General features: G+C 61.4%; 21 protein-coding genes and 1 tRNA gene. 14 read left to right on the forward strand and 8 right to left on the reverse strand.

All coding sequences use genetic code 11. The features are described from left to right. The first annotated feature begins 42 nt into the window (after positions 1-42). The 6 genes from phhA (at position 43) to KYK33_RS08985 (ending at position 5,472) form a co-directional block, all read left to right on the forward strand. Positions 43-837 carry a phenylalanine 4-monooxygenase gene (gene phhA, locus KYK33_RS08960; RefSeq protein WP_224432745.1) on the forward strand — a complete coding sequence of 265 codons (795 nt, stop codon included), beginning with the start codon at positions 43-45 and terminating at the stop codon, positions 835-837. Between the two features lie 58 nt (positions 838-895). Next, positions 896-1,234, forward strand: coding sequence for a 4a-hydroxytetrahydrobiopterin dehydratase (locus KYK33_RS08965; protein ID WP_042042880.1), 339 nt, complete (start codon positions 896-898; stop codon positions 1,232-1,234). A 161-nt stretch (positions 1,235-1,395) separates the two neighbouring features. Continuing rightward, entirely contained in the window at positions 1,396-2,943 is a 1,548-nt protein-coding gene (gene tyrR, locus KYK33_RS08970) for a transcriptional regulator TyrR (RefSeq protein ID WP_042042879.1), read from the forward strand. A 227-nt stretch (positions 2,944-3,170) separates the two neighbouring features. Next, on the forward strand, positions 3,171-3,728 hold the full coding sequence (locus KYK33_RS08975; protein WP_224432746.1) for a YfiR family protein: 558 nt from the start codon (positions 3,171-3,173) through the stop codon (positions 3,726-3,728). Then, positions 3,725-4,993: a diguanylate cyclase domain-containing protein gene (locus tag KYK33_RS08980; protein WP_224432747.1), complete on the forward strand. Its 1,269-nt coding sequence runs from the start codon at positions 3,725-3,727 to the stop codon at positions 4,991-4,993. The genes KYK33_RS08975 and KYK33_RS08980 overlap by 4 nt, the downstream gene beginning before the upstream one ends. Further along, positions 4,993-5,472: an OmpA family protein gene (locus KYK33_RS08985; protein WP_224432748.1), complete on the forward strand. Its 480-nt coding sequence runs from the start codon at positions 4,993-4,995 to the stop codon at positions 5,470-5,472. The genes KYK33_RS08980 and KYK33_RS08985 overlap by 1 nt, the downstream gene beginning before the upstream one ends. 64 nt (positions 5,473-5,536) lie before the next feature. On the opposite strand, the gene KYK33_RS08990 is transcribed toward KYK33_RS08985, so the two are convergent. Continuing rightward, positions 5,537-6,259, reverse strand: a complete 723-nt coding sequence (locus KYK33_RS08990) for a TerC family protein (protein ID WP_224432749.1) — start codon at positions 6,257-6,259, stop codon at positions 5,537-5,539. A 112-nt stretch (positions 6,260-6,371) separates the two neighbouring features. On the opposite strand from KYK33_RS08990, the gene KYK33_RS08995 reads away from it, so the two are divergent. The 3 genes from KYK33_RS08995 to KYK33_RS09005 all read left to right on the forward strand — a co-directional run bounded on the left by KYK33_RS08995 (position 6,372) and on the right by KYK33_RS09005 (position 9,631). Beyond that, complete coding sequence (locus KYK33_RS08995) at positions 6,372-7,487, forward strand: ATP-NAD kinase family protein (protein ID WP_224432750.1); 1,116 nt, start codon at positions 6,372-6,374, stop codon at positions 7,485-7,487. 102 nt (positions 7,488-7,589) lie between these two features. Further along, positions 7,590-7,868 carry a YfcL family protein gene (locus KYK33_RS09000; RefSeq protein WP_042042874.1) on the forward strand — a complete coding sequence of 93 codons (279 nt, stop codon included), beginning with the start codon at positions 7,590-7,592 and terminating at the stop codon, positions 7,866-7,868. A gap of 98 nt (positions 7,869-7,966) precedes the next feature. Next, positions 7,967-9,631: an AMP-binding protein gene (locus tag KYK33_RS09005; RefSeq protein ID WP_042042873.1), complete on the forward strand. Its 1,665-nt coding sequence runs from the start codon at positions 7,967-7,969 to the stop codon at positions 9,629-9,631. A gap of 84 nt (positions 9,632-9,715) precedes the next feature. On the opposite strand, the gene KYK33_RS09010 is transcribed toward KYK33_RS09005, so the two are convergent. From KYK33_RS09010 to KYK33_RS09025, 4 genes are all read right to left on the reverse strand, one after another. Next, positions 9,716-12,817 (reverse strand): efflux RND transporter permease subunit, encoded by a 3,102-nt coding sequence (locus KYK33_RS09010; RefSeq protein ID WP_224432751.1) that lies wholly within the window; start codon positions 12,815-12,817, stop codon positions 9,716-9,718. Between the two features lie 3 nt (positions 12,818-12,820). Beyond that, positions 12,821-13,963, reverse strand: coding sequence for an efflux RND transporter periplasmic adaptor subunit (locus tag KYK33_RS09015; RefSeq protein ID WP_224432752.1), 1,143 nt, complete (start codon positions 13,961-13,963; stop codon positions 12,821-12,823). A 276-nt stretch (positions 13,964-14,239) separates the two neighbouring features. Next, positions 14,240-15,925: an aspartate:alanine antiporter gene (locus KYK33_RS09020; protein WP_005905620.1), complete on the reverse strand. Its 1,686-nt coding sequence runs from the start codon at positions 15,923-15,925 to the stop codon at positions 14,240-14,242. 769 nt (positions 15,926-16,694) lie between these two features. Beyond that, positions 16,695-16,770 (reverse strand) — tRNA-Asn (locus KYK33_RS09025). A gap of 133 nt (positions 16,771-16,903) precedes the next feature. Here KYK33_RS09025 and uvrB point away from each other — a divergent pair. The 3 genes from uvrB to KYK33_RS09040 all read left to right on the forward strand — a co-directional run bounded on the left by uvrB (position 16,904) and on the right by KYK33_RS09040 (position 19,975). Further along, on the forward strand, positions 16,904-18,916 hold the full coding sequence (gene uvrB, locus KYK33_RS09030; protein ID WP_041994126.1) for an excinuclease ABC subunit UvrB: 2,013 nt from the start codon (positions 16,904-16,906) through the stop codon (positions 18,914-18,916). Next, positions 18,913-19,209, forward strand: coding sequence for a YkvA family protein (locus tag KYK33_RS09035; protein ID WP_042042869.1), 297 nt, complete (start codon positions 18,913-18,915; stop codon positions 19,207-19,209). The genes uvrB and KYK33_RS09035 overlap by 4 nt, the downstream gene beginning before the upstream one ends. A gap of 124 nt (positions 19,210-19,333) precedes the next feature. Next, positions 19,334-19,975: a DedA family protein gene (locus KYK33_RS09040; RefSeq protein ID WP_224432753.1), complete on the forward strand. Its 642-nt coding sequence runs from the start codon at positions 19,334-19,336 to the stop codon at positions 19,973-19,975. 117 nt (positions 19,976-20,092) lie between these two features. Here the strand turns inward: KYK33_RS09040 and ycaO are convergent, their stop codons facing one another. After that, positions 20,093-21,853: a 30S ribosomal protein S12 methylthiotransferase accessory factor YcaO gene (gene ycaO, locus KYK33_RS09045; RefSeq protein WP_224432754.1), complete on the reverse strand. Its 1,761-nt coding sequence runs from the start codon at positions 21,851-21,853 to the stop codon at positions 20,093-20,095. Between the two features lie 355 nt (positions 21,854-22,208). Between ycaO and KYK33_RS09050 the strand changes: the two genes are divergently transcribed. Continuing rightward, the gene (locus KYK33_RS09050) at positions 22,209-22,922 is read left to right on the forward strand and encodes a B3/B4 domain-containing protein (RefSeq protein WP_224432755.1); all 714 of its coding nucleotides are present in this window, start codon (positions 22,209-22,211) and stop codon (positions 22,920-22,922) included. Here the strand turns inward: KYK33_RS09050 and sugE are convergent. Continuing rightward, on the reverse strand, positions 22,919-23,233 hold the full coding sequence (sugE, locus tag KYK33_RS09055; RefSeq protein ID WP_042042865.1) for a quaternary ammonium compound efflux SMR transporter SugE: 315 nt from the start codon (positions 23,231-23,233) through the stop codon (positions 22,919-22,921). The genes KYK33_RS09050 and sugE overlap by 4 nt on opposite strands. A gap of 358 nt (positions 23,234-23,591) precedes the next feature. On the opposite strand from sugE, the gene asd reads away from it, so the two are divergent. Beyond that, positions 23,592-24,707, forward strand: coding sequence for an aspartate-semialdehyde dehydrogenase (gene asd / locus KYK33_RS09060; protein WP_042042863.1), 1,116 nt, complete (start codon positions 23,592-23,594; stop codon positions 24,705-24,707). Between the two features lie 154 nt (positions 24,708-24,861). On the opposite strand, the gene KYK33_RS09065 is transcribed toward asd, so the two are convergent. Continuing rightward, entirely contained in the window at positions 24,862-26,025 is a 1,164-nt protein-coding gene (locus tag KYK33_RS09065; protein ID WP_224432756.1) for a trans-sulfuration enzyme family protein, read from the reverse strand. Positions 26,026-26,048: the final 23 nt, after the last annotated feature.

The raw sequence follows: 26,048 nt of genomic DNA on the forward strand, positions 1-26,048 counted from the left end.
GCGACCGACTCGCTATCGCCACCGATGTCGCAGGATGCCAGCATGGGAAATCACTACAGTGCCCGCCAAGCGGATAGCCAGGGATTCATCGACTACAGCGACGATGAACATGCGACCTGGCAGATATTGATCGAGCGTCAGTTGCCTTGTCTGGCCGGGCGGGCCTGCGCCGAGTATCAGGCCGGGCTGGACCTGCTCGAGCTGCCCCGGGATCGCATTCCTCAGCTGGGGGAGATCAATGCCGTGCTCGCGCCCTGCACCGGCTGGTCGGTGGTGGCGGTGCCGGCGCTCATCTCCTTCGACCGTTTCTTCGAATTGCTCGCCCATCGCCAGTTCCCGGTGGCCACCTTCATCCGCCGCCGTGATGAGCTCGATTATCTGCAAGAGCCGGACATCTTCCACGAGATCTTCGGCCACTGCGCCATGTTGACCAATCCGGCCTTCGCCGATTTCACCCACACCTATGGCCAGCTGGGGCTCAGTGCCAGCAAGGAGGAGAGGGTATTCCTGGCCCGGCTCTACTGGTTCACCGTGGAGTTTGGTTTGCTGCAAACCGAGCAGGGGCTGCGTATCTATGGCGGCGGCATCCTCTCCTCCATCGGCGAGACCGCCTATGCCCTGTCCGGCACGCCGCGCCGCGCCCCTTTCGCGCTGCAAGATGTGCTGCGCACCCCCTATCGCATCGACATCATGCAGCCCCTCTATTATGTGCTGCCGAGCCTGGACAGCCTCTATACCCTGACCCGGGAGGAGATACTGGCGCAATTGACCAGGGCCAAGGAGCTGGGGCTGTTCGAGCCCCTCTATCCCCCCAGGCAGATCCAGGCCGCACGTTGAACCCGATCATCCAGGCATGGTGCCTGACATCCCGCTTTCGTTAGAGAAGGAGAAAAACATGTCTGAACTGGCAACCCAGCGTTGTGAGGCCTGCCGGGCCGATGCCCCCAGGGTGAGCGAGCATGAATTGGCCGAGCTGATGCGCGCCCTTCCCGACTGGCAGCCGGTGAGTGAACAGGGTGCACTGCAACTGCGCCGTGAATTCACCTTTCGCAACTTCAAGGAGGCGCTCGCCTTCACCAACCGGCTCGGCGAACTGGCCGAGGCGGAGTTTCATCACCCGGGGATCCTGACCGAGTGGGGCAAGGTGACGGTGACCTGGTGGACCCACAAGATCCACGGCCTGCACCGCAATGACTTCATCATGGCGGCGCGCACCGACAGCTTGTTCAAATAGTGCACGCCAGCCCTCTCAAGGGGGACGGCAGTGACGGCGTCGTGGGCCTGCCCGGTGCAAACCGGGGCGGGCCCTCATTTTTACCGGGCAAGTCTCGCACTGGCGGGGGGGAGACGTTATTATCACGCCCATCATGAAGTTAGCCAGGAAGCCTGCCTCGAATGCGTCTTGAAGTCAGCTGTGAAGACCGCCTGGGTCTGACCCGGGAATTGCTCGATCGTCTGGTGGAGCACAATATCGATCTGCGCGGCATCGAAATCGATACCACAGGCATCATCTACCTCAATTTCCCCGAGCTGGAGTTTCGCGACTTCCAGCACCTGATGCCCGAGATCCGCCGCATCCCCGGGGTACATGACGTCAAGACCATCCCCTACCTGCCCTCCGAGCGGGAGCATCACGAGATCCGCGCCCTGCTCAAGGCGCTGCCGGATCTGGTGTTCTCCCTCGACAGTCGCGGTCGCATCACCCAGGTCAACCAGTCGGCCCTGACCACCCTCAACCTGCCACAGGAGGAGGTCAAGGGGGTAGCCCTCGGCTCCCTGATCAAGGGCTTCGCCTTCACCCGTTGGCTCGAGTCGAGCGACATCAAGCCGCAGACCTGCAAGCTGAGCCTGGGTGGTGAGGAGTACCTGGCGGATCTGATGCCGCTGTTCGTGGCCGAAGAGAAGGGCAAGCAAGCCCTGGCGGGCGCCGTGGTGGTGCTCAAATCTGCCCGCCGGGTCGGTCTGCATTTCAGCGCCCTGCATGCCATCGAGGTGGGCGGTTTCGAGCATCTGCAGGCAGAGAGCCCCAAGATGAGACAGGTTCTGACTGAGGCCAGCAAGTTGGCGATGCAGGATGCTCCCTTGCTCATCGTCGGCGAAACCGGCACCGGCAAGGAGCTGCTGGCCCGCGCCTGTCATGGGGCCAGCCTGCGCTCCAGCCACCCCTTTATGGCCCTCAACTGTGCCGCCATGCCCGACAACGTGGCCGAGAGCGAGCTGTTTGGCTATGCCCCCGGCGCCTTTGGCAATAACACCGAGGGCAAGCGCGGTGTACTCGAGCTCGCCAGCGGCGGCACCCTGATGCTCGATGAGATAGGGGACATGTCCGCGCACCTGCAGACCAAGTTCCTGCGCGTGCTGCAAGACGGGGTGTTTCGCCGGGTCGGCGACGAGCAGGAGGTGAAGGTCAATGTGCGCTTCATCTGCACCACCCAGAAGCAGTTGCTGGATCTGGTGGCCGAGGGCAAGTTTCGCGAAGATCTCTACTACCGTCTCAACGTGCTGAGTCTGGCGCTGCCCCCCCTGCGCGAGCGCAAGGCGGATATCATGGCCCTGGCCCAGCAGTTCGTCGCCCGTTTCGCCAGCGAGTTGCAGCGCCCGCGCCCGCGCTTCACCCGTAACATGGCCGAATACCTGACCGCCTACCGCTGGCCGGGCAACGTGCGTCAGCTGCGCAACTGCCTCTACCGCGCCATGACGCTGCTGGAAGGGGACGAGATTGGCCCCGAACAGATAGACCTGCCGGTCGCCCCCGATGCCATGCCACTCATCGACGAGTGGTTCGAAGGGGCACTGGACGAGGCGGTCAAGCGCTTCGAGAGCCGCTTGCTGGCGCGTCTCTACCCGGCCTTCCCCTCGACCCGCCAGCTCGCCAAGCGCCTCGGGGTCTCCCACACCGCCATCGCCAACAAGCTGCGGGAATATGGCATCGGCAAGAAGTAACAGACCCGCTCTTCAGCCGATGCAAAGGGGCCGTTTGGCCTCTTTTTCTATGGAAAGAGGCCAGAACCTGTCTTGATCTATCATGGCCTTGGAGGCCAGCGCTGTGGATAACGGCGTCATGCTGGCGCTGGCGGTTGACAGGAAGCGCCGTGGCACGGCACTGTCGGGCTAACCCTGTGGTTCAGGGACATGTTAGGATCTGTTCGGCTATCTCTATGATCAAACCTATGCACTTATCGTATCTGCTTCATCTGTTTGCCGGTCTCTTCCTGCTGGCAAGCTCCCTGGCTCTGGCCGATATCCAGACCCCTGGCCGTCCTGGCACCCAGGCCGAGCTGCGCGTGGAACACGTGCGCCAGACGGTGCTCGATATTCTCAGTTATACCCGCTGGCCTGTGGAACCCCCGGTATTGCGACTCTGTGTGCTGGGGCCGACCGAGTATGCCGATAGCCTCTTTCATCTCCGCCAGCAAGCCAATGGCCGCCGGGTCACGGTCAGCCGCTACAGTGTTGGCGATCCCCTGATCCCGGGGCATTGCGATGTGATCTATCTGGGGGATGTCACCGAGGCCGAACGGCTGGCGCTGTTTGCCCATTTGCAAGGCCATGCCGTACTCAGCATCAGTGAGAAGGATGGCCCTTGCAGCACCAGCAGTGTCTTCTGCCTGCAAGTGAGGGATGAGCGAGTGCGCTTCAACGTCAATCTCGATGCCCTGGCCCTGAGCGGGGTCAAGGTGCATCCCGCCGTGCTCAAGCTGGGCCGGGCTGACGAGGCGCGACCATGATCTCCTTCATCCGCCTTGGCAAAAAACGGCTGACCCTGCGGCAGAGCCTGGATCGCACCCACCTGATGGTCTCCCTGACGGCGGTCTGCCTGGTGGGGGGCTTGCTCACCGCCATGGCCATGCTCTCGCTGCGTTTTTACACGGATCACAATCTTGACCTGGTGGCGCGCGCCATCGGCTATACCACGGAGGCCGCTGTGGTGTTTCAGGATGGGGAGGCGGCCCGGGAGGCGCTGCAAAATATTGCCTCCCATGAGGATGTGGCCGAGGTGAGCATAGTGCTCGCCTCGGGGAAGTTGCTGGCCTATTGGTCCAGACCCGCCTCCTTGCCCTGGTTCGCCCTGGAGCGGCAGTTGGCCGAATTGGTGCTGCCCGGGCCCATCGAACTGCCCATGATCCACAATGGCCATGAGGTTGCCCGTATCAAGCTGGTTGGTCATGGCCAGTATCTGCTCAGCTTCCTGGTACAGGTGCTGGCGGCCATGCTGGTCTGCATGCTGCTCAGTACCCTGGGGGCGCTCTATATTGCTCGCCTGATGCAACGATCCATCACCACACCGCTGAGATCCCTGGCACAGGTGGCCCATGGGGTCAGCCGCGAGCGTTCCCTGAAACTGCGGGTGCCCGAAGCGAGCATCACCGAACTCAATACCTTGGGCCAGGATTTCAATTCGCTGCTCGATGAACTCGAGGCCTGGCAGGCCCATCAAGAGCGCGAAAATGCCAGCCTGTTGCACCTGGCCACCCACGACAACCTCACCGAATTGCCCAATAGGGCGCTGTTTGAAGCGCGCCTGCAACAGGCGGTGAACAATGGCCGGGCCCGAGCCGAAAGCTTCTCCCTGCTCTACCTCGATTGTGACAACTTCAAGCAGATCAACGACAACCTGGGCCATGGCACCGGGGATGAGGTACTGGTGGCCATCGCTCGGCGTGTCCAGCATCAGCTCAGGCCACAGGACTTGGTGGCGCGCCTGGGGGGGGACGAATTCGTGGTGCTGCTCAGCCCCATCTCGGCCGATCGGGATGTGGTCGATATCATCAATCGCATCGGCAAGGCCATGGCCGAACCCATTGCCCTGGCCGATGGCAGTCGGCTCGATTGCACCCTCAGCATAGGGGCTGCCCATTTCCCCACCGATGGCGACAGCGCCGAGGCCCTGTTGCAGCACGCCGATCACGCCATGTATCTTGCCAAGCGACAAGACAAGGCGCAGCGGGCCAGGGAGTCAGAGGTTCACACACCCAAAGAGGAAAGTAGGTAATGAAGATGGTTATTCGTGTCGCCCTGACCGGGCTGCTGCTGACGCTGCTTGGTGGCTGCGCAACCCAGACGGGCCTGAGCGCCGAACAGCTCGCCATGCTCAAGGAGCAGGGGTTTCGATTGACCGAAGAGGGCTGGACCCTGGATCTCTCCAATCGGGTATTGTTTGCCAACGATGTGGGCCGACTCAGCGAGCAGACGCAAGGGGCTGTGCGTACATTGGCCGACAATTTGCAACTGGTCGGTTTGAACCGGGTGCGGATCGAAGGTCATACCGACACCAACGGCCCGGCCGATTATAACCAGCGGCTCTCTCTGACCCGTGCCCAGTCGGTGGCCGATGTCATGGTCCTGGCCGGCATGGTTCCGGCCAACCTGATCATTCAGGGGCGAGGCGAGGTTGAACCCATCGCCGACAACAAGACCCGTGAAGGCAGGGCCCAGAATCGTCGGGTATCCATCATAGTGCCCAACCAATAACAGGACGTTTTGGCAGACAATAAAAAGGGCGCCACAGCGCCCTCATTTGTTGGACGAATGGCTCTCAATCCGGCCTGGAGTTGTGGCTGCGCAGACGGATATTGATCATCTCCACGACGAGGGAGAAGGCCATGGCAAAGTAGATGTAACCCTTGGGAATATGCAGATCCAGACCTTCTGCCATCAGGGCGACCCCGACCAGGATCAGGAAGGCAAGGGCCAGCATCTTGATGGTTGGATGCTCATCGACGAAGTCACCGATGGATTTTGCTGCAAACATCATGACCCCGACTGCGATCATGATGGCCAAGACCATGACGGGAACATGGTCGGCCATGCCGACGGCGGTAATGACAGAATCCAGACTGAAGACGATGTCCAGGATAGCGATCTGTATCAGTATGCTGACGAAGCTGGCCCCCACTGTCTGGGCGGTACTTGCTTCGGCCGCCCCCTCCAGGGAGACATGGATCTCATGCACGCTCTTGGCAATGAGGAAGAGGCCACCAATGAGCAGGATCAGATCACGGCCGGAGATCGCCTCGTCCAAGATGCTGAACATCGGATCGGTCAGGCGCATCACCCAGGCGAGAGAGAGCAGCAGCAGGATGCGGGTACCCATGGCGAGGCCAAGGCCAATCACTCGGGCGCGCTGACGCTGCGCTTCAGGCAGACGTCCGACCAGGATAGAGATGAAAATGATGTTATCTATGCCCAGTACGATCTCGAGCAGTGTCAGGGTCGCAAGGGCAACCCAGGCGGTGGGGTCAAGCATCCATTCAAACATGATGTAACTAGCCTTGTGAGTGAATAAAAAAGCGGTGCATTCTAACAGTGCTTATCACGTTGTACCATGGTGCCATCGCGTGATCCCAACCCTTGGCCCTGAGAGGAAGAACATGTTTCGGTTAGGTCTGATAGTGAATCCCGTGGCCGGCATAGGTGGTCAGGTCGCCCTCAAGGGCAGTGACGGCATGCTGGGCGAGGCACTGGCCCGGGGTGCCGTGCCCAGGGCCAATGAGCGTACCCGCCAGGCGCTGCAACCGTTGATTGGGTTGGCTCACTCTTTTGAGATAGTGACGGTGGCCGGTGAGATGGGAGGGCGCCTGGCGGATGAGCTTGGCCTGCCCCATAGGGTGATCTATGACCCCGTTTCGCTCCAGACGACACCGGAAGACACCAGAGCCGCGGCACGTTTGATGATGCACGCTGGCGTCGATCTGCTGCTGTTTGCTGGCGGTGATGGCACGGCCCGGGATATCTGCGCCGAGGTGGGAGAGCAGCTGCACGTGCTCGGTATCCCGGCTGGCTGCAAAATTCACTCTGGGGTCTATGGCGTGACCCCTCAGGCGAGCGGCCGGGTTGTGGCCCGGATGATCGCAGGTGAGCTGCTCAGCCTGATGGAGGGGGAGGTGATGGACATCGACGAGGTCGCCTTTCGCGAGGGGCGGGTGCGAGCCCGCCATTATGGTCAGCTCAAGGTTCCGAACGATCTGCGCTACGTGCAGTCGGTCAAACAGGGGGGCCGGGAGAGTGAAGAGCTGGTGCTCGACGAGATAGCGGCCGAAGTGATGGAGCAGATGGAGCCCGATACCCTCTACCTGATGGGTTCAGGGGGGACCGTTGCGGCCTGCATGGACCGGCTGGGTCTGGAAAATAGTCTGCTCGGTGTGGATCTGGTGGAAAATGGTCAGCTGATCGGGCAGGATCTGGGCGCTCACGAGATCCTGACCCGGACTCGTGGCCGCCACTGCCGACTGATCATTACCCTGATAGGCGGACAGGGGCACCTGTTTGGTCGCGGCAACCAGCAGCTCAGCCCGGAGGTGATCCGGGCGGTCGGTCTGGACAACATCCTGGTGGTGGCGAGCAAGCGCAAACTGGCGGCGTTGGAAGGGCGTCCTCTGCTGGTGGATACCGGTGACGAGGCGCTGGATCGCGCGCTGTGCGGTTATCAAAGGATCACGACAGGATATAGGGATCAGGTCATCTATCCGGTGGCCAACCCACAATAGCACTGCAAGGATGCGGCATGCCCTGTGGAGCCCGATCAACCGGATCAGGGTTCCAACCCCAAGTTATCTTGCCGGCAATCCCGGCGAATGAGGCTGCGTTAAATGACGATTCATGAATTTGAACACAAATTGTTGGCACTGATAGACAGCATGGTGACCACGGCGACCGAAGATGAGCTATTTGCCGGGGGTTATCTGCGGGGCCATATCTCCCTGGCGGTGGCCAGGGCCGAGCTGGAGGGCAAGACGCTGATCCGGGATGTGAAGAGCTACGTGCTGCGCAGCCTCAACGACGCCATCTTGCAGGGGGAGTTGTCGGAGCAGGATGAGACCCTGGTACAGGCCATGTGGAAGCGACTGCAACTGCAGGCAGAAGCTTGATCCCAGACACATTTCAAACACAAGTTTAAGGTTGTGCTTTCCCGAAGGTTAACAAAAGGTTAATAATAAACTACCTCATTTGTTTCAGGGAAAGCACCATGACCAGCGCCTCTACCATAGCCCAACGGCTGCCGCTCGAGATGCTCTATCAGTGGGAACAACAGTGCCCGGATCGAGTCTATCTTCGTCAGACCATCAACCGTCAGTATCAAGATTTCAGCTGGGCCAGGGTCGCCGACGAGGCGCGCCGTCTGGTGACAGCCCTGCGCGCCCTGGGGTTCGAGCCCGGGGACAAGATAGCCCTGCTCTCCAAGAACTGCGCCCAGTGGTTCATCGCCGATCTGGCGCTGCAGATGGGGCAATATGTGAGCGTCCCCATCTATCCCACCGCCAACATAGACACCATTGAGTATGTGCTGCGTCACAGCGAGGCCAAGGCGGTATTCGTCGGCAAACTCGATGACTGGCATAGCCAGGAAGCGGGTCTGCCCGCGGAGCTGCCCCGCATCGCCATGCCCTATGACACCATGCCGGCCCAGCACCAGTGGGATGCCCTGCTGGCCAGCCACGAACCGGCCCGGGATCTGGCCCCGCAACGGGGCGAGGATCTGCTCAGCCTGGTCTACACCTCCGGCAGCACCGGCAAGCCGAAGGGGGCCATGCTCAGCGTCGAGCGTTACGCCTGGTCTTGCGAGAAGCTGGTCGAGGCCGTGGGGCTGCGGGAGGCCGATCGCGGCTTCTCCTACCTGCCGCTCGCCCACATCACCGAGCGGGTCTACATCTATGGCGGCAGCCTGTTTAGCGGCGCCGAGATAAGCTTCCCCGAATCCCTGGATACCTTTATCGAGGACGTCAAACGCTGCCGTCCTACCGTATTTATCTCTGTGCCCCGGCTCTGGGCCATGTTCCGCATCAAGATCCACGAAAAACTGCCCCAGAAGAAGCTGGCCCTGCTGCTCAAGATCCCCTTTGTCAGCACGCTTATCAAACGCAAGCTGCAACAGGGTCTGGGGCTGGATCAGGCACGGGTGCTGGGCTGCGGCTCAGCCCCGGTGGCTCCGGCGCTGCTCGCCTGGTATCACAGCATCGGCCTCAATATCACCGAGGCCTGGGGCATGACGGAGAACCATGCTTACGCCACCCTCAACTACCCCTTCCGGGCCGACAAGATAGGCACGGTCGGCAAGGCGGGGCCCGGGGTGCGCATCCAGATCTCGCCGGAGGGGGAGATCCTCTGCCGCTGCGAGGGCATGATGCTGGGCTACTACAAGGATCCGGAACACAGCAGCGAAGCCATCGATACCGAAGGCTGGCTGCGCACCGGAGACATGGGCAAGCTCGACAGCGAAGGCTATCTCACCATCACGGGGCGGATGAAGGATGTGTTCAAGACCGCCAAGGGCAAGTATGTGGCCCCTGTGCCCATCGAGGGGCTGCTCGGTCAGGAGTCCATCATCGAGCAGCTGTGCGTGATCGGTTATGGCATGCCGCAGCCCATCGCCCTGGTGCAGCTCTCGGAGCAGGCCATGAAGGGGAACAGTGCCCAGATAGATGCCGAGCTGGAGGCCGCCCGTCAGCGGGTCAACGACAAACTCGAATCCCATGCCAGGCTGCGGGGCATCTTGGTGGTCAAGGCCCCCTGGAATATCGAGAACGGCGTGCTGACCCCGACCATGAAGATCCGTCGTCATCTGCTCGAGCAAAAATATGCCGAGCTCGGGGATCAATGGCCCAAGGATCGCAACATAGTGCGCGAGAGTTGAGGCCAGTCGGTGATTGGCCGTTCACATCATGAAGAGAACAAGGGGGAGCTGAGGCTCCCCCTTGTGGTGATGGCTGTCCCGGCGTCAGAGTGTCGACTTGCGGTGGCTGAGCTTGAACACCAGCAAGAAGAACAGCGGAATGAAGAAGATCGCCAGCAGGGTGGCGCTGAGCATGCCGCCCAGCACCGAGGTGCCGATGGCGTGACGGGCATTGGCCCCGGCGCCACTGCTGAGCACCAGGGGCAAGACCCCGAGCATGAAGGCGAGGGAGGTCATGATGATGGGCCTGAGCCGCTGGCGGCAGGCGGTCATGGTCGCCTCGAGCAAGTCCATGCCTCGTTCGTGCAGCTCCTTGGCAAACTCGACGATGAGGATGGCATTCTTGGCGGTGAGCCCCATGGTGGTGAGCAGGCCCACCTGGAAGTAGACGTCGTTCTCCAGGCCCCGCAGACTGGTGGCCAGCACGGCGCCCAGCACCCCGAGCGGCACGGCCAGGATCACCGAGAGCGGCACGCTCCAGCTCTCATAGAGCGCCGCCAGGCAGAGGAAGACGATCAGGATGGAGATGCCATAGAGCATGGGCGCCTGGTTGCCAGCCTGGCGCTCCTGGTAGGACATGCCGGTCCAGCTGATGCTGACCCCGTGGGGCAGGGTGCTGGCCATCCGCTCGATGGCGGCCATGGCTTCCCCCGTGCTGTGCCCCGGGGCCGCTTCACCGACTATCTCAACGGCAGGGTTGCCGTTATAGCGCGCCAGCTGCGGCGCCCCATAACCCCAATGGGTGCTGCTGAAGGCGTTGAAAGGCACCATGTCCCCCTTGGTGTTGCGCACGAACCACTTGTCGAGATCCTGGGCTGACATCCGATCGGGGGCATCCGCCTGCAGATAGACCTTCTTGGTGCGACCATGGTCGACGAACTGGTTGACGTAGGAGGAGCCCCAGGCGATGGAGAGGGTGCGGTTGATCTCATCGACGTTCAGCCCCAGGGCCATCGCTTTCTCGTAGTCGATGTCGATGAAGAACTGGGCGTTGTCATTGAGGCCGCTGGGTCGCACCTTCTGCAGAGCAGGATCCTGACTCGCGGCCTTGAGCAGCTGGTTGCGGGCGGCGATCAGCCGCTCATGCCCCAGACCGCCATTGTCTTCGAGATAGAAATCAAAGCCGGTGGCGTGGCCCAGTTCACGGATGGAGGGCGGGTTGACGGCGAACACCATGGCATCGTCAATCTTGCTGAAGGTCTTCATGGCGCGGCCTATGATGGCGTTGACATCCTGCCCCGGTTGTTGGCGTTGATCCCAGGGTTTGAGAGAGACAAAAGCCATGCCCGCATTCTGGGCGTTGCCCGAATAGCTAAAGCCGGTGATGCCGAGCACCGTTTGCACCGTCGCTTGCTCATGGGTGGCGAAATAGTGCTGCACCTTGGCCACCGCCGCCTCGGTACGCTGCTGACTGGCGCCGGCGGGGAGCTGCACCATCACCATGAAGTTGCCCTGATCCTCTTCCGGCAGGAAGGAGGAGGGGAGCAGATGGAACATCCAGCCCAGGGTGATCAGCAGTGCCACATAGAGGATCAGGCTGCGGCCCGAGCGCTGCAATATCCGGCTGACGCCCCCTTCATAGCGATGGGCGAGCCACTCGAAGCGGCGGTTGAACCAGGCGAAGAAGCCGTGCTGGTGAGGCTGGTGATCCCCCTTGAGCAGGGTGGCGCACAGGGCCGGGGTCAGAATCATCGCGGTCAGCACAGAGAGCGCCATGGCCGAGACGATGGTCAGGGAGAACTGGCGATAAATGGCGCCGGTTGACCCTTGCATGAAGGCCATGGGCACGAACACCGCCGAGAGCACCAGGGCGACGCCAATCAGGGCGCCGCTGATCTGGGTCATGGACTTGCGCGTCGCCTCCAGGGGGCTCAGCCCCTCCTCTTGCATGATGCGCTCGACGTTCTCCACCACCACGATGGCATCATCGACCAGCAGACCGATGGCGAGCACCAGGCCGAACATGGTCAGGGTATTGATGGTGAACCCCAGGGCCGACATGATGCCGAAGGTACCCAGCAGTACCACGGGCACGGCGATGGTGGGGATCAGGGTCGCCCGCAGGTTCTGCAAGAAGAGGTACATCACCAGGAAGACCAGCACTATGGCCTCGAGCAGGGTCTTGATCACCTCCTCGATGGAGATCTTGATGAAAGGCACCGTCTCCATCGCCTTCACCATCTTGAGGCCAGGCGGGAAGCTTTGCGAGAGCGTGGCCAGCTTGGCATCGACCGCCTTCTGGGTATCCAGGGCATTGGCGCCGGTGGCCAGCTTGATGCCCATGGCCGAGGCGTTGTCCCCATCGAGGCGGGCGATCTTGTCATAGCTTTCACCGCCAAGTTCGAGGCGCGCCACATCGCTCAAGCGAACCTGGGAGCCATCCTGGTTGACCTTGAGCAAGATGTTGCGAAACTGCGCCAGGCTTTCGAGGCGGTTGCGGGCGGTGATGGTGGCATTGATCATCTGGCCCTGGATGGCCGGGGTGCCGCCAATCTGCCCCACGGTCACTTCGCTGTTCTGGGCCTTGATGGCGTTGGAGATGTCCAGGGGGGTGAGCTGGTAGCTGGTCAGCTTGCTGGGATCGAGCCAGACGCGCATGGCGTATTGGGTACCGAACTGGGTGACGTCACCGACCCCTTCCAGGCGGCTGATGGGATCGAGCAGGTGGGAGCCGACATAGTCGGCGATGTCCTGGGAGTTCATGCTGCCATCATCGGACTTGAAGGCGATGAGGCTCATAAAGCTCGAGGAGCTCTTGCGCACGCTGATCCCTTGCTGCTGCACCTCGGCGGGCAACTGGCTATTGGCCTGCTGCAAGCGGTTTTGCACCTGGACCTGGGCGATATCCGGATCCGTACCCGCCTGGAAGGTGAGGGTGACGGAGACGTTGCCGGCAGAGTCGCTGGTGGCGGACATATAGAGCAGGTGGTCGAGCCCCTTCATGTTCTGTTCGAGGATCTGGGTCACGCTGTTTTCCACGGTCGAGGCCGAGGCCCCGGGGTAGACGGCGTTCACCTGGATGGCGGGGGGGGCTATGGTCGGGTATTGGGCGATGGGCAGGCCCATGATGGCAAGTACCCCGCCCAACATGACGAGGATGGCGAGCACCCAGGCGAAGACGGGTCTATCGATGAAGAAACGTGACATGACTTACCCCGCAGCCTGAGTGGAAACTGGGATGGCGGCCGTGGCCTTGACCGCCATGCCTGGACGCAGTTTGACCTGGCCGGAGACGATGACCCTCTCTCCCGCCTTGAGGCCATCTGCTATCACCCACTGATCCCCCCGACTCGCGCCCAGACTGACCTGGCGCGGCTCTACCTGGTTGTTGGCATTGACCAGCAGCACGGCGCCCTTGCCACCAGGCAACTGGGTCACGCTGGTCTGGGGCAGCAGCAATCCGGTGCCGGGCTTGTCATCGGCAATGGTGGCACGCAGGAACATGCCCGGCAGCAGGCTCTGCTGGGGATTGGGGATGATGGCGCGCAGGGTCAGGCTGCCGGTGGACTCATTGACGCTCACATCGGCAAACGCGAGGCTGCCGCTCTGGGGATAGGATTTCCCGGTCTGGGTCTGCAGGCTGACTTTTTTCGGCGCCGCCCCCGGGCGCAAGCTGTCGCTCACGTCTCCCAGGGTGTTCACCGCCTGGGTCATGTCCAGATAGATGGGATCCAGCTGCTGTATGGTGGCCAGGCTGTTGGTCTGATTGGTGGTGACCAGCGCCCCCTCGGTGACTTGAGAGATGCCGATCCGCCCCGAGATGGGGGCACGTACCTGGGTATAGCCGAGTTGGATCTTCGCCTGTTCCAGGCTGGCCTGGTCGATACCTGTCTGCGCCTTGGCCTGCTGCCAGGTCGCTTCGGCCTGATCGAACTGTTCACGGCTGATGAGGCCGCGCTTGACGAGCGCCTGATAGCGAACATAGGTCTTGTAGCCCACCTCGGCATCGGCCTTGCTCTTGGCCAGCTGGGCACTGGCACTGTTGAAGGCGGCTTGATAGCTGGCGGGATCTATCTGGTAGAGGGGATCCCCCGCCTTGACGTTGGCCCCCTCTTCAAACAGACGGTGGAGGATGATGCCGGACACCTGGGGGCGGACCTCGGCGATCCGGGAGGCCGAGGTGCGTCCCGGCAGGCTGATATCCTGACTCAGGGGCTGGGGAGTCAGGGTCAGGGTCTGCACTGATATGGGGGAGGCGATGGTCTTGGCGTCGGACCCCGCTTGGCCACAGCCGCCGAGCAGGATACCGAGGGTCAGGGCGATCGCGAGACGAGAATAGGAGTGAGGGAGCATGGTGGCCTCCGGCTGAGAAAAAGAGAATGAGAATTGCGTCACATTAAAGCGCGGGCCAGCTTTGTGGAGATGGGTATGACTGTCAATGGCAGTTGCCGGGATCAGACAGCCTGGGTTCAGCTACGAGGGAAATATCCCGAAAAGAGCGCCGAGGGGCCGGACAGAGGGGCGGGGAGAAGAGCGCAAGAAAGGCAAGTCAGAAAGTGGGGGCAGAGGCTGCACCCTGGCCGAGGGGATTGAACAGGGGGCAGATGATGCCCCCTGTTCAAACGCGGCTTAGAACCAGAAGCCGATGATAAAGGATCCGGCCAGGGTGAGCATGACGTTGGCCACCGCGTAGGTGCCCGCATAGCCGAGCGCCGGGATCGAGCTGTTGGCCGCCTCGTTGACCACGTCCATGGCGGGGGCGCAGGTCCGGGCCCCGGTGATGGCGCCGAGCAGCAGGGCCGGGTTCATCTTGAGCACCCAGACCCCGAACAGGTAGCCCACCAGCACCGGCAAGGTAGTGACCAGCATGCCGGAGAAGAGCACCACGGCGCCGACCTGGCTCAGATGATCCAGAATGCCGCCACCGGCCTTGAGGCCCGTGCTCACCATAAAGACGGCCAGGCCCAGATCCTTGGCCAGACGCAGGGCGCCCGGCGGCACATAGCCGACCGTCGGGTGGTTGGCGCGCAGGTAACCCATAAGGATCCCCGCCAGCAGCAGACCGACAGCGTTGCCAAGGCCAAATTCCAGCTGACCGAATACCAGGGAGACGGAACCTATCAGCAAGCCGAGCACGAAGAAGGTGGTGAAGGCCACCAGATCCGTGGTCTGGCTGTGAATGCTGATGAAGCCTATCTTGTTGGCAAGATGCTTGACCCTGATCTTCTCGCCGCTGATCTGCAGCACATCGCCCTTTTGCAACATGATGTTGCGATCGAAAGGCATCTCTATCTGGGAGCGCACCACCCGGTTCAAGAAGCAGCCTTTTTCGGTGAGATTGAGCTCCACCAGATGGCGGCCCACCACGGAATCGTTCTTGACCACTATCTCTTCGGTGACGATTTGCAGGTCAAGCAGGTTCCTGTCAAACACCTCCTTGCCGTTGCGATAGCTCACATCCAGCTTCTCGTGGCTCTCCGGATAACCGACCAGGGCTATCTCGTCCCCTTCCTGAATGACGGCGTCACCATCGGGGCTTGCCAGTATGCCGTTGCGGCGGATCCGCTCCACATAGCAACCGGTGTGGGGATAGATACCGGTCTCACGCAGGGTGCGGCCCCCGATCCAGGCGGCAAGTTCCGGGCCGACCCGGTAGGCGCGGATGATGGGCAGGTAGGTCTTGCGGTTCTCATTGTCAGACAGGCCGCGCTCGCGGGCTATCTTCTGCGCCTCTGTGCTGAGATCGAGTCGGGCCAGGGAGGGCAGGTAGCGCACCACCAGCATCAGTCCGACCAGGCCCACCAGATAGGTGAGCGCATAGCCGATGCCCATGTTGTCGAGCACGGGCTGCATGTCGGTGCCATGGGGCAAGTTCAGCAAGCCGCTGCGCAGGGCATCCTGGGCCCCGACCAGGGCAGGGGTCGAGGTGAGTGAGCCTGCCAGTATGCCCGCCGCCATGCCGGGTCCCAGATTGAAGAACTTGGCCAGGCCCACCGTCAACAGCAGCGCCGTGAGCAATATCACCAGGGTCAGGGTGATGTAGTGGATGCCATCGCGCAGGAAGACGCTGAAGAAATGGGGGCCCGCCTCTATGCCGACACAGAAGATGAACAGCATGAAGCCGACATTTTCCGTGGTGGCGGAGAATTGGAACCCCATCTGACCGAACAGCAGGGCGGTGAACAGCACCCCTATGGTGTTGCCAATCTGGAAGTTGCCTACTCGCACCTTGCCAAGCAGCAGGCCGAAAGCCAGTACCACGAACAGCAGGAGGGAGTCGCTTTGATGTAGCAGTGTCACGAAATCTATGGTCATGCCCGGACAAACCGAGAGAAAAGTGGGGCCGATATTGTGCCGGATCCCCCGCCAATAAAGAAGTGCCGGTTGGGACAAAGCTGCAAATTGGGTGACAACATTCAGGCGGTAGATTGCCTTGGGGGGAAAGGGCGGGTTTTTCCGTCTGTGAGAAGCGCTGTCAATTAGTGATTCATGCTGTCTATTCCAGGAGACCCGCGTTGCCGATCGGAATTTATAGAATCCTGTATCACGTAAAAAATAGCAGTGATTACAGAGCAAGCTGCTGCCGGTTTGGCACGCAGGTTCCGAGTGTCAGGATCCTGACATGGTGCCAAATGTGCAACTGACCCACTGCGTCTGGGGTTGGTAATCCTGCATCAAAAAAGATCCTTTGGACGTCAAGAAAAACCGATCCGGGGCGGCGCTGCAAAACAGCATAAAATCGGGTTTGCTGCGGAGGACCAAGATAAATAGGGGCTGAATGAGCCAAACCCACGCCGGGTCTGGGCTGGCGTGACTTACCCACAGATTCTGTGGATAACCCTGTGTGTGAAAATTGAAAAAAGGCCGCTAGCCCACGCCAATACTGGGCTGCAAGTGCTGTTCAAAAAATACCGGCAAATAATTGTTTGCATAAAAATCAAATAGTTAGATGCAGCAGAACAAAACGCTGCAGGGGGAGTGAGGGCGAATAAAGGGGAGTGCTGTCAAGCTGTGGCAGCTTGTGCATTAAATTTGGTAGGGAGGGGCACTAAAGTGGATAACTTGCACCGAGATGGTGAGGAATTGGCTCCCTCGACTGGACTCGAACCAGTGACATACGGATTAACAGTCCGCCGTTCTACCGACTGAACTACGAGGGAACATCAGGCAAGGAGGAGCACTATACAGATGTCGAAAGGCGGGGTCAACCGCCGACTGGGGGAGGAGAGCGATACCCGGTGGGGGGCAACTCGGGGTACACTTGCCCTTTGCCGATTTTTGTCCGGAGTCTTCATGAGCAAGTCGTTTCAACTCGTCAGCCAGTTCTCCCCTGCGGGGGATCAGCCGGCCGCCATCAGCCAACTGCTTGAGGGGATAGAATCCGGACTCGCCCACCAGACCCTGCTTGGGGTGACCGGCTCGGGCAAGACCTTCACCATGGCCAACGTGATAGCGACCCTGAACAGGCCCACCATGATACTGGCGCCCAACAAGACCCTGGCCGCCCAGCTCTATGGGGAGATGAAGGAGTTCTTCCCCGAGAACTCGGTGGAGTACTTCGTCTCCTACTACGACTACTACCAGCCGGAAGCCTATGTGCCGACCACGGACACCTTCATCGAGAAGGATGCCTCCATCAACGATCACATCGAGCAGATGCGGCTGTCGGCCACCAAGGCACTGCTGGAGCGGCGGGACGTGATCATCGTCGCCTCGGTGTCAGCCATCTATGGCCTGGGGGACCCCCAGGCCTACCTGAGCATGATGCTGCACCTCAAACTCGGCGACATCATCAACCAGCGAGACATACTGCGTCGCCTCGCCGAGCTGCAATACAGCCGCAACGATCTGGCCTTCCAGCGCGGCACCTTCCGGGTGCGTGGCGAGGTGATCGACATCTATCCGGCGGAATCGGACAAGCTGGCGCTGCGGGTCGAGCTGTTTGACGAAGAGATAGAGCGACTCTCCCTGTTTGACCCCCTGACCGGCGCCATCGAGCAGACGGTGGTGCGTCATACCATCTATCCCAAGACCCACTACGCCACCCCCCGCGAAACCATCCTCGGTGCCATCGATCACATCAAGGAGGAGCTCAAGGGGCGGCGCGAACAGCTGATCTCCCTCAACAAACTGGTGGAGGAGCAGCGCATCAGCCAGCGCACCCAGTTCGACATCGAGATGATGCAGGAGCTGGGCTACTGCTCGGGCATCGAGAACTACAGCCGCTACCTGTCGGGGCGCGCGCCGGGGGAGCCGCCGCCCACCCTGTTCGACTACCTGCCGGGGGATGGTCTGCTCATCATCGATGAGTCCCATGTGACCGTGCCGCAGATAGGCGCCATGTTCAAAGGGGACAGATCCCGCAAGGAGACCCTGGTGGAGTACGGCTTCCGCTTACCCTCTGCCCTGGACAACAGGCCGCTCAAGTTCGACGAATTTGAGGCCCTGATGCCACAGACGGTGTTTGTCTCGGCCACCCCCAGCCCCTATGAGCTGGAAAAATCCGGTGGTGATGTGGTGCAACAGGTGGTGCGCCCCACCGGCCTGCTCGATCCCGTGATTGAAGTGCGTCCGGTCGGCACCCAGGTGGACGACCTGCTCTCCGAGATCCGGCTGCGGGTGGCGGTGGACGAGCGAGTGCTGGTCACCACCCTGACCAAGCGGATGGCGGAGGATCTCACCGAATACCTGGCGGATCACGACGTGCGGGTGCGCTATTTGCATTCGGACATCGAGACGGTCGAGCGGGTCGAGATCATCCGCGATCTGCGGCTCGGCAAGTTCGATGTGCTGGTGGGCATCAACTTGCTGCGCGAAGGGCTCGACATGCCGGAGGTCTCCCTGGTGGCCATACTGGATGCCGATAAAGAGGGCTTCCTGCGCTCCACCCGTTCACTGATCCAGACCATTGGCCGGGCCGCTCGCAACCTCAACGGCAGGGTCATCCTCTATGGGGATCGCATCACCAACTCCATGAAAGTAGCCATCGAGGAGACGGAGCGGCGCCGCGCCCTGCAGCATGCCCATAACCTCGAGCACGGCATCACCCCCAAGGGCCTCAACAAGGCGGTGGGGGACATGATGGACATGGGGGGCAGCCGCATCTCGGGCAAGGCTGGCAAAGGGAGTCGCAAGGCCGCCGAGCCGCAAGGGGAGTACCATGCCCGCACCACCAGCGAGATCACCAAGGAGATCAAACGCATGGAAGAGCAGATGTTCCAGCATGCCCGGGATCTGGAGTTCGAGCAGGCCGCCGCCCTGCGCGACAGCATCCAGCGACTGCGCCACGAGTTGATTGAAAGTTGAGGCCGCTGCGCGCCCTGCTCGGGATTGGGCCCAAGTTACGTCGCCTCTATCTGGGCTTTCGCCACCCGGCCACCCCGCTCTGGGCCAAGGGGTTGGCACTGCTGGTGTTCGTCTATGGCCTCAGCCCTCTCGATCTGGTGCCGGATGTCATTCCCGTGCTCGGTTGGGTGGATGATCTCACGCTCTTCATCTGGCTGATCTGGGGCTGGGAGTCCTGCTTGCCCGCCGAGGTGCGTCAGGCCATTGCCGAAAAAGCGGGGGAGAAAAAGGGGAAACAGGAGGGGGATGAGTAGCCAGGCGCCAGCCTGCGCTGCCCCAGATGTTGGTCATGGTTTGCGGCGAAATTGTGGTAAGGGAGGGGAAGGGGTAGACTCGGCCCCTCTGTCATCATCCATCCCTTAATACCGAGCCCGATCCATGGATCTTATCTTGTTCCTCGTCGACTTCATCTTGCACATAGACATCCACCTCAAGGCACTGTTTGCCGATTACGGCGTCTGGATCTATGCCATTTTGTTTCTCATCATCTTCTGCGAGACGGGGCTGGTGGTGATGCCCTTCCTGCCCGGTGACTCCCTGCTGTTCGCCGCAGGCGCCCTCACGGTAGACAGTGCCCTGGATGTGCATCTGCTCAGTGCCCTGCTGGTGCTGGCCGCCATACTCGGCGATCTCACCAACTACACCCTGGGTCGGCTGTTTGGGGAGCGGCTGTTCAGCCGCCCCGACTCACGACTGTTCCGTCAAGATTATCTGCACCAGACCCACGCCTTCTTCGACCGCCATGGTGGCAAGGCCATCATCATCGCCCGCTTTGCCCCCATAGTGCGTACCTTCGCCCCCTTCGTGGCAGGCATGGGCAAGATGAGTTATCCACGTTTCATGGCCTTCAACGCCGTGGGTGGCCTGTGCTGGGTGCTCTCTTTCGTCTATGTGGGCCACTTCTTCGGCAACCTGCCCCTGGTCAAGGAGAACTTCACCCTGCTCATCTTCGTCATCATTGGCATCTCCCTGCTGCCCATGGTGATCGCCGCCCTGCGCGCCAGGCTGGGCAAGGGGTGAGCGGTGCAGTCAGCAAGGGGTGAGGATAGGGCCGCTGCGGCCTGGGTGACTTAACCCTTAATGACATAAAAAAACCGGGCCACGTGGGCCCGGTTTTTGATGGCTGCGGCGCAGCACTCACTGCCAGTTGGCGTTGCGCTTGGCTTTTTGCAGCTTCTCATAGGCTGCCAGCAGTTTTTGGTGCAGCGGGAACTGGCTGAGGGACTCATCGGCTGGCTCCAACCCGTGGAAGCGAGCCTCGCCGCTGGCATGGGCCCACGCCTGTGCCAATGCCTGTTCGCCATACATGCGGGTGAACACGGCTCTGTACTGCTCTGGCTCGCGTTCCTGGTCCAGGAACAGCTCGACGCAACTTTTGAGGGCGCGGTAGTAGTTGGCACGTTCAGGGCTGAACACCGACTGGTTGTACTCCATGGTCCAGTTGATGAGATCCAGCGCCGTCTCCAATTCGCCTGCGGCCAGGGCCAGCATGGCCTTGAGTTCACCGATGCGCAGGGTGTGCAGGGCGGTGCCCTTGGCGGCAGCGATGCCAAGCAGCTCGCGCACCCGGGTACGCTCGTCGTGACCTTCCTCTTCCAGCTGATCGTAGAAAGCCATGTACTGCTCGGCGTCCCACTCCAGGGACGGCAGGGCCAGGATCACTTCCCGCAGGTTGGCGCCCATGTTGTTGTTGGCCAGCAGCAAGTCTTCGGCCGGGTAGATGTCGGACATGCCGGGTACCAGGATGCGGCAGGCGTAGACGTCCAGGTGCTCGTAGTCGGCGATGTAGACCGGCTGCTCCAGCTCGTGGAAGATGCCTATCAGGTGATCGAACTCCTGCTGGGAGGTGCCCCGGAAATCCCAGTCGGCGAACTCGAAGTCTGACTCCTCTTTGAACAGATCCCAGTTGATGAGACCGGAAGAGTCGATGAAGTGTGTCTCCAGATTGTGGTGATCCGCCACCTGCTCGTTATCAAAGGAGGGAGCGACGAAGACATCCAGATCCTTCAGGCCACGGCCTTGCAGCAGCTCGGTGACGGTACGCTCGAACGCGACTTCGAAGCGCGGGTGGGCACCGAAGGAGGCGAAGCTGGTGCCGTTACGCGGGTTGAGCAGCACCACGCAGATGACCGGATAGCGACCGCCCAGGGAGGCATCGAAGCTGTAGATGGGGTAGCCTTCGGCCTCAAGGGCGGCGATGGAGGCCGCAATGCCGGGGTAACGGGCGATCACCTCCGCCGGGATCTCCGGCAGGCTGATGGCCTCGGCGATAATTTTGTTTTTCACGTGACGCTCGAACACCTCGGACAGCCCCTGGGTGCGGGCCTCGGTCTTGGTGTTGCCGGCGCTCATGCCGTTGGAGACATAGAGGTTGCCGATGATGTTCATCGGAATGTAAACGGTCTGATGATCGGACTGGCGTTCGAAGGGCAGGGCGACGATGCCGCGCTCCTCGTTGTTGGATTGCAGGTCCACCAGCATGTCGGCGGTCACTTCCCCTTCCGGGTTGTAGAAGTGACGGGTGAAGTCGTCGAGCAGACCCGCCGGGAAGTGATCGCCCTCGATGGGGAACCACTGCTCGTTGGGGTAGTGCACGAAGTCGCCATCGGCGATTTGCTGGCCCAGATAGAAGTCGGCGAAGAAGTAGTTGGTGGAGAGACGCTCGAAGTACTCGCCAAGCGCCGAGGCCAGGGCCGCCTTCTTGCTGGCCCCTTTACCGTTGGTAAAGCAAAGAGCGCACTCCTTGTCCCGGATGTGCACGGACCAGACATTGGGCACGGGGTTGAGCCAGGAGGCCTCTTCAATATCAAACCCCAGGGCCTGCAATTTGGTCTGGAAGCGCTCGATGGAGTCTTCCAGCGCCGCGTCCTTGCCGGGAATAAAAGTGTGGTCTGTCATCACGATATCCTGATTTTTATTGGCTCATGTTTGGTCGCAGATAATAGCATGAGTCGCAAGAGATGCGGCCTAGACAATGGCGCTGTCCGCGCTCTTTTCAGTGCCTGAAAGGGGAGTGGACAAGGTTGTTGCGCCTGTTGTGGCGAGCGACAAGTGCGAGCCTGCCTGACCATCATTAGAAATTCTTAATGATATTAAGAAAAAGTAGATTTAATTATGTCTGGCCGTTGCGCATCATGCTGCCACGTTTTGCCGGGTGAACACGGCGTGATAGCGCCCATTGCTGCTGCGACAAGTTGTTCGCCTTCACTATTCCTCTATCGGCTCGGCCGTTGATCACGAATTGGGAGTCCCTATGCCATCCATGACACCGCGAGTGGGGTCTGACATCACCACGCTGGCGCCCGGCTTCAGAGCCCTCAGCATCCAGGTCGATGCGGCCGCCATCACCGATATGAGCGTGGGTGCCCAGGCATTAAAGCGGGCCTGCCAGTCCGTCGCGGCGGGAGGTGCGCCCTGGGCGCACGCTCATCTGTCGGCGTGGGCCGAGGTGTTCAGGCGGTTCGGTGCCAAACCACAACGCACCCCTTGCTCGGCAGAAGCCCTGCGAAAGAGAGTGCTGCGGGAGGGGACACTGCCTAGCATCGATCCTATCGTCGATCTCTACAACGCCATTAGCATCGAGTATGCCATTCCGGTCGGAGGGGAAAATCTGGTGGCCTATGAGGGGGTGCCCCGTCTGGTGATTGCCGATGGCAGCGAACGGTTTGACACCATGAAAGGGGGGTTGCCTGCGCAGGAAACACCCGAGCCGGGGGAGGTCGTCTGGCGGGATGACATGGGGGTGACCTGTCGCCGCTGGAATTGGCGGCAGGGTGTCAGAACCCGACTCAGCGTGGAGTCTGAGCAGATGTGGTTCATTCTGGAGAGTCTGCCGGAGATGCCGCTGGCTGCCTTGCAGGAGGCCGGCGATCGGCTGATCGCCGGCTTGCTGGAGATGATGCCCGGGGCCCGGATAGAGAAAGCGCTGATTGGCTGCCAATCCGGGACAGAGAGGAGGGCCAGTTAGCCGATGGCCTTGAGACCCAGTATGCCGCCGATGATGAGCGCCAGGCAGAACAGTCGCGCCGCCGTGGCGGGCTCGCCAAACAGCCAGATCCCCATCAGCACTGTGCCGACTGCGCCTATGCCGGTCCAGACGGCGTAGGCGGTGCCAAGGGGCAGATGCCTGACCGCCAGGGCCAGCAACAAGACGCTCACCCCCATGGCGGCGAGGGTCAGCAAGGTAGGAAGGGGGCGGCTGAAGCCGTCGGTGTATTTGAGGCCAATGGCCCAGGCGACCTCGAACAGACCGGCGATGAGCAGCAATATCCAGGGCATAATAAGGGGTATCCATCAGGGGGCAGGGTCGTCCCTGCCAGCGGTCAGGCAGCGGGGTCGTCCCCGCCGGGCGCGATGGCCGTTGGGACTCATATTGCCAGAGCCGGATCGCGCTTGCCAAGGAGAGGCGCCTCCCCGGGCCTCATCGCTTGATATTGCAGCAAACGGCAGGGAATATTGCGCAAATCGACTTGCGTCCCTCGCCACAATCCGTAATGTGGATAGACACATTTTTCGCAGCAGAATTTTATCTGTTCAGGATCTATATGGCGCCACTTTAGCGTCAGGAGGCGAACGCCTCCCGGGTCGGAACGATAGAGGCTCCGCACTATCAAGTCGTTATCCAGGGTAGGACATTATGAAAAAAGTAGGTTTGGTCGGTTGGCGTGGCATGGTGGGCTCTGTCTTGATGAGTCGAATGCAGGAAGAGCAGGATTTTGCGCACATTCAACCCACCTTCTTCACCACCTCCCAGGCCGGTGAGGCCGCCCCCAACTTCGGCGTCGATGCCGGTCTGCTCCAGGATGCCTTCAACATCGCGGCGCTGGCCGAGCAAGAGATCATCATCACGGCCCAGGGCGGCGACTACACCAAGGATGTCTATCCGCGCCTGAAAGCCGCCGGTTGGCAGGGGTACTGGATTGATGCCGCCTCCTCCCTGCGCATGGAAGAAGAGGCCGTCATCATCCTGGATCCGGTCAATGGCGATGTGATAGCCCAGGCGCTGGAGGCCGGCACCAAGACCTTCGTCGGCGGCAACTGCACCGTCAGCCTGATGTTGCTGGCCCTGGGCGGTCTGTTCAAGGCCGATCTGGTGGAGTGGGTGAGCGTGGCGACCTACCAGGCGGCCTCGGGTGGCGGTGCCCGTCACATGCGCGAGCTGATCACCCAGATGGGGATGTTGCGTGATGAAGTGGCGGTCGAGCTGGCGGATCCCGCCTCCGCCATTCTGGATATCGAGCGCAAGGTCACCGAGAAGACCCGCTCCGGCGACTTGCCGGTGGACAACTTCGGTGTGCCCCTGGCTGGCAGCCTGATCCCCTGGATAGACACCAGACTCGACAACGGCCAGAGCCGGGAAGAGTGGAAGGGTCAGGCCGAGACCAACAAGATCCTCGGCATCGAGGCGGCCCCGGTGCCCGTCGACGGTCTGTGCGTGCGCATTGGCGCCCTGCGCTGCCACAGCCAGGCCTTCACCATCAAGCTCAAGAAAGATGTGCCGCTGGCCGAGATTGAAGCCCTGTTGGCCAGCCACAATGACTGGGTCAAGGTGATCCCCAACGAGCGCGACATCAGCGCCCGCGAGCTGACCCCGGCCGCGGTGACCGGCACCCTCAACATACCGGTTGGCCGCCTGCGCAAGCTCAACATGGGCCCGGAATACCTGGCCGCCTTCACGGTCGGTGATCAGCTGCTGTGGGGCGCCGCCGAGCCGCTGCGCCGCATGCTACGCATCCTGCTGGCCCGTGGCTAAGGGATGACAGCCACCGGCTCTCTGGATGAAATGCGAGAGCCGTTGAGCTAGCGTGCTCGAAACAAGAAGGGAAGGCAGCTGCCTTCCCTTCTGCTCTCTGTGGCTGGCCATCATGACGCCAAGCTCAAGCTCAAGCTCAAGCTCAAGCTCAAGCTCACGTGTGGGCCAGGGCCGCGGCCAGGTCGGCAATCAGGTCATCGGCATCCTCGACCCCAATGCTCAGCCGGATCAGATCATCGTTGACCCCGGCGGCCACTCGGCTGGCCTCATCCATGGCAGCATGAGTCGTGCTGGCCGGGTGACAGGCCAGGCTCTCCAGATCCCCCAGACTCACCGCCTGCACGAAGAGCTGCAACTGATCGAGCAGGCGGGCACAGCGGGGGAAGCCCCCCTCCAGCTCTATGCTGATCATGGCGCCGTAACCTGTGGCGATCTCTCCCAGCACCCCATGGCCGGGATGATCGGCGAGTCCCGGATAGATCACCTTCTTGACGCCAGGGTGCGCGGCCAGGAACTGGGCCACCCGCTGGGCGTTGTGCAGGTGCGCATCCAGGCGCAGGGGCAGGGTCTTGACCCCCCGTTGCAGCAAGTAAGCCTCCTGGGGGCCAATGGGGGAGCCCAGGTGCTTGAGTGCCACGGTGCGGATGCGTGCCATCAGTTCGTGGCGGGCGGCCACCACCCCGGCGATGATGTCGCCGTGGCCGCCGAGATACTTGGTGCCGCTGTGCATGACGATGTCGATACCCAGTTCAAGGGGGCGCAGCAGATAGGGGGTGAGGAAGGTGTTGTCGCAGACGGTGAGGGCACCGACCCTGCGCGCGGCGTCGACCACAATGCGGGGATCCACCAGCTTGAGGGTGGGATTGGTCAGGGTTTCGAACAGTACCAACTTGGTGCCCGGGTGGATATTGGCCAGCAGATCCCGGTCGCTGTCATAGCCGGTGATGCGGATACCCGCGCGGCTGAAGGTCTGCTTGAGGAAGGCCTCGGTGCCACCATAGAGGGGACCGACATAGGCCACCTCGTCCCCGCTGTCGGCCAGGGCATAGAGAATGGCGCTCACCGCCGCCATGCCGCTCGCGACCACCAATGCCTCGTCAGCACCCTCAAGGGCGGCGAGTTTCACCTCCAGCTCGGCGGTGGTGGGGTTGGCGAAGCGGCTGTAGATGTAGCCTGGCGCTTGCCCGGCGAACCGCTCCTTGCCAGCCTGGGCCGTGAAATAGCTGAAGGTGCTGCTCTGATAGAGCGGGGTCGTCAGGGCGCCGGTCTGGGGATCGAGCCGTTGGCCGCTGTGTACGCTCATGGTCTTGAATTTCATCATCTCTCCGTCATGGCCAGTGG

This window comes from Aeromonas rivuli (genome assembly GCF_020149575.1).
GTDB classification, from domain to species: domain Bacteria; phylum Pseudomonadota; class Gammaproteobacteria; order Enterobacterales; family Aeromonadaceae; genus Aeromonas; species Aeromonas rivuli.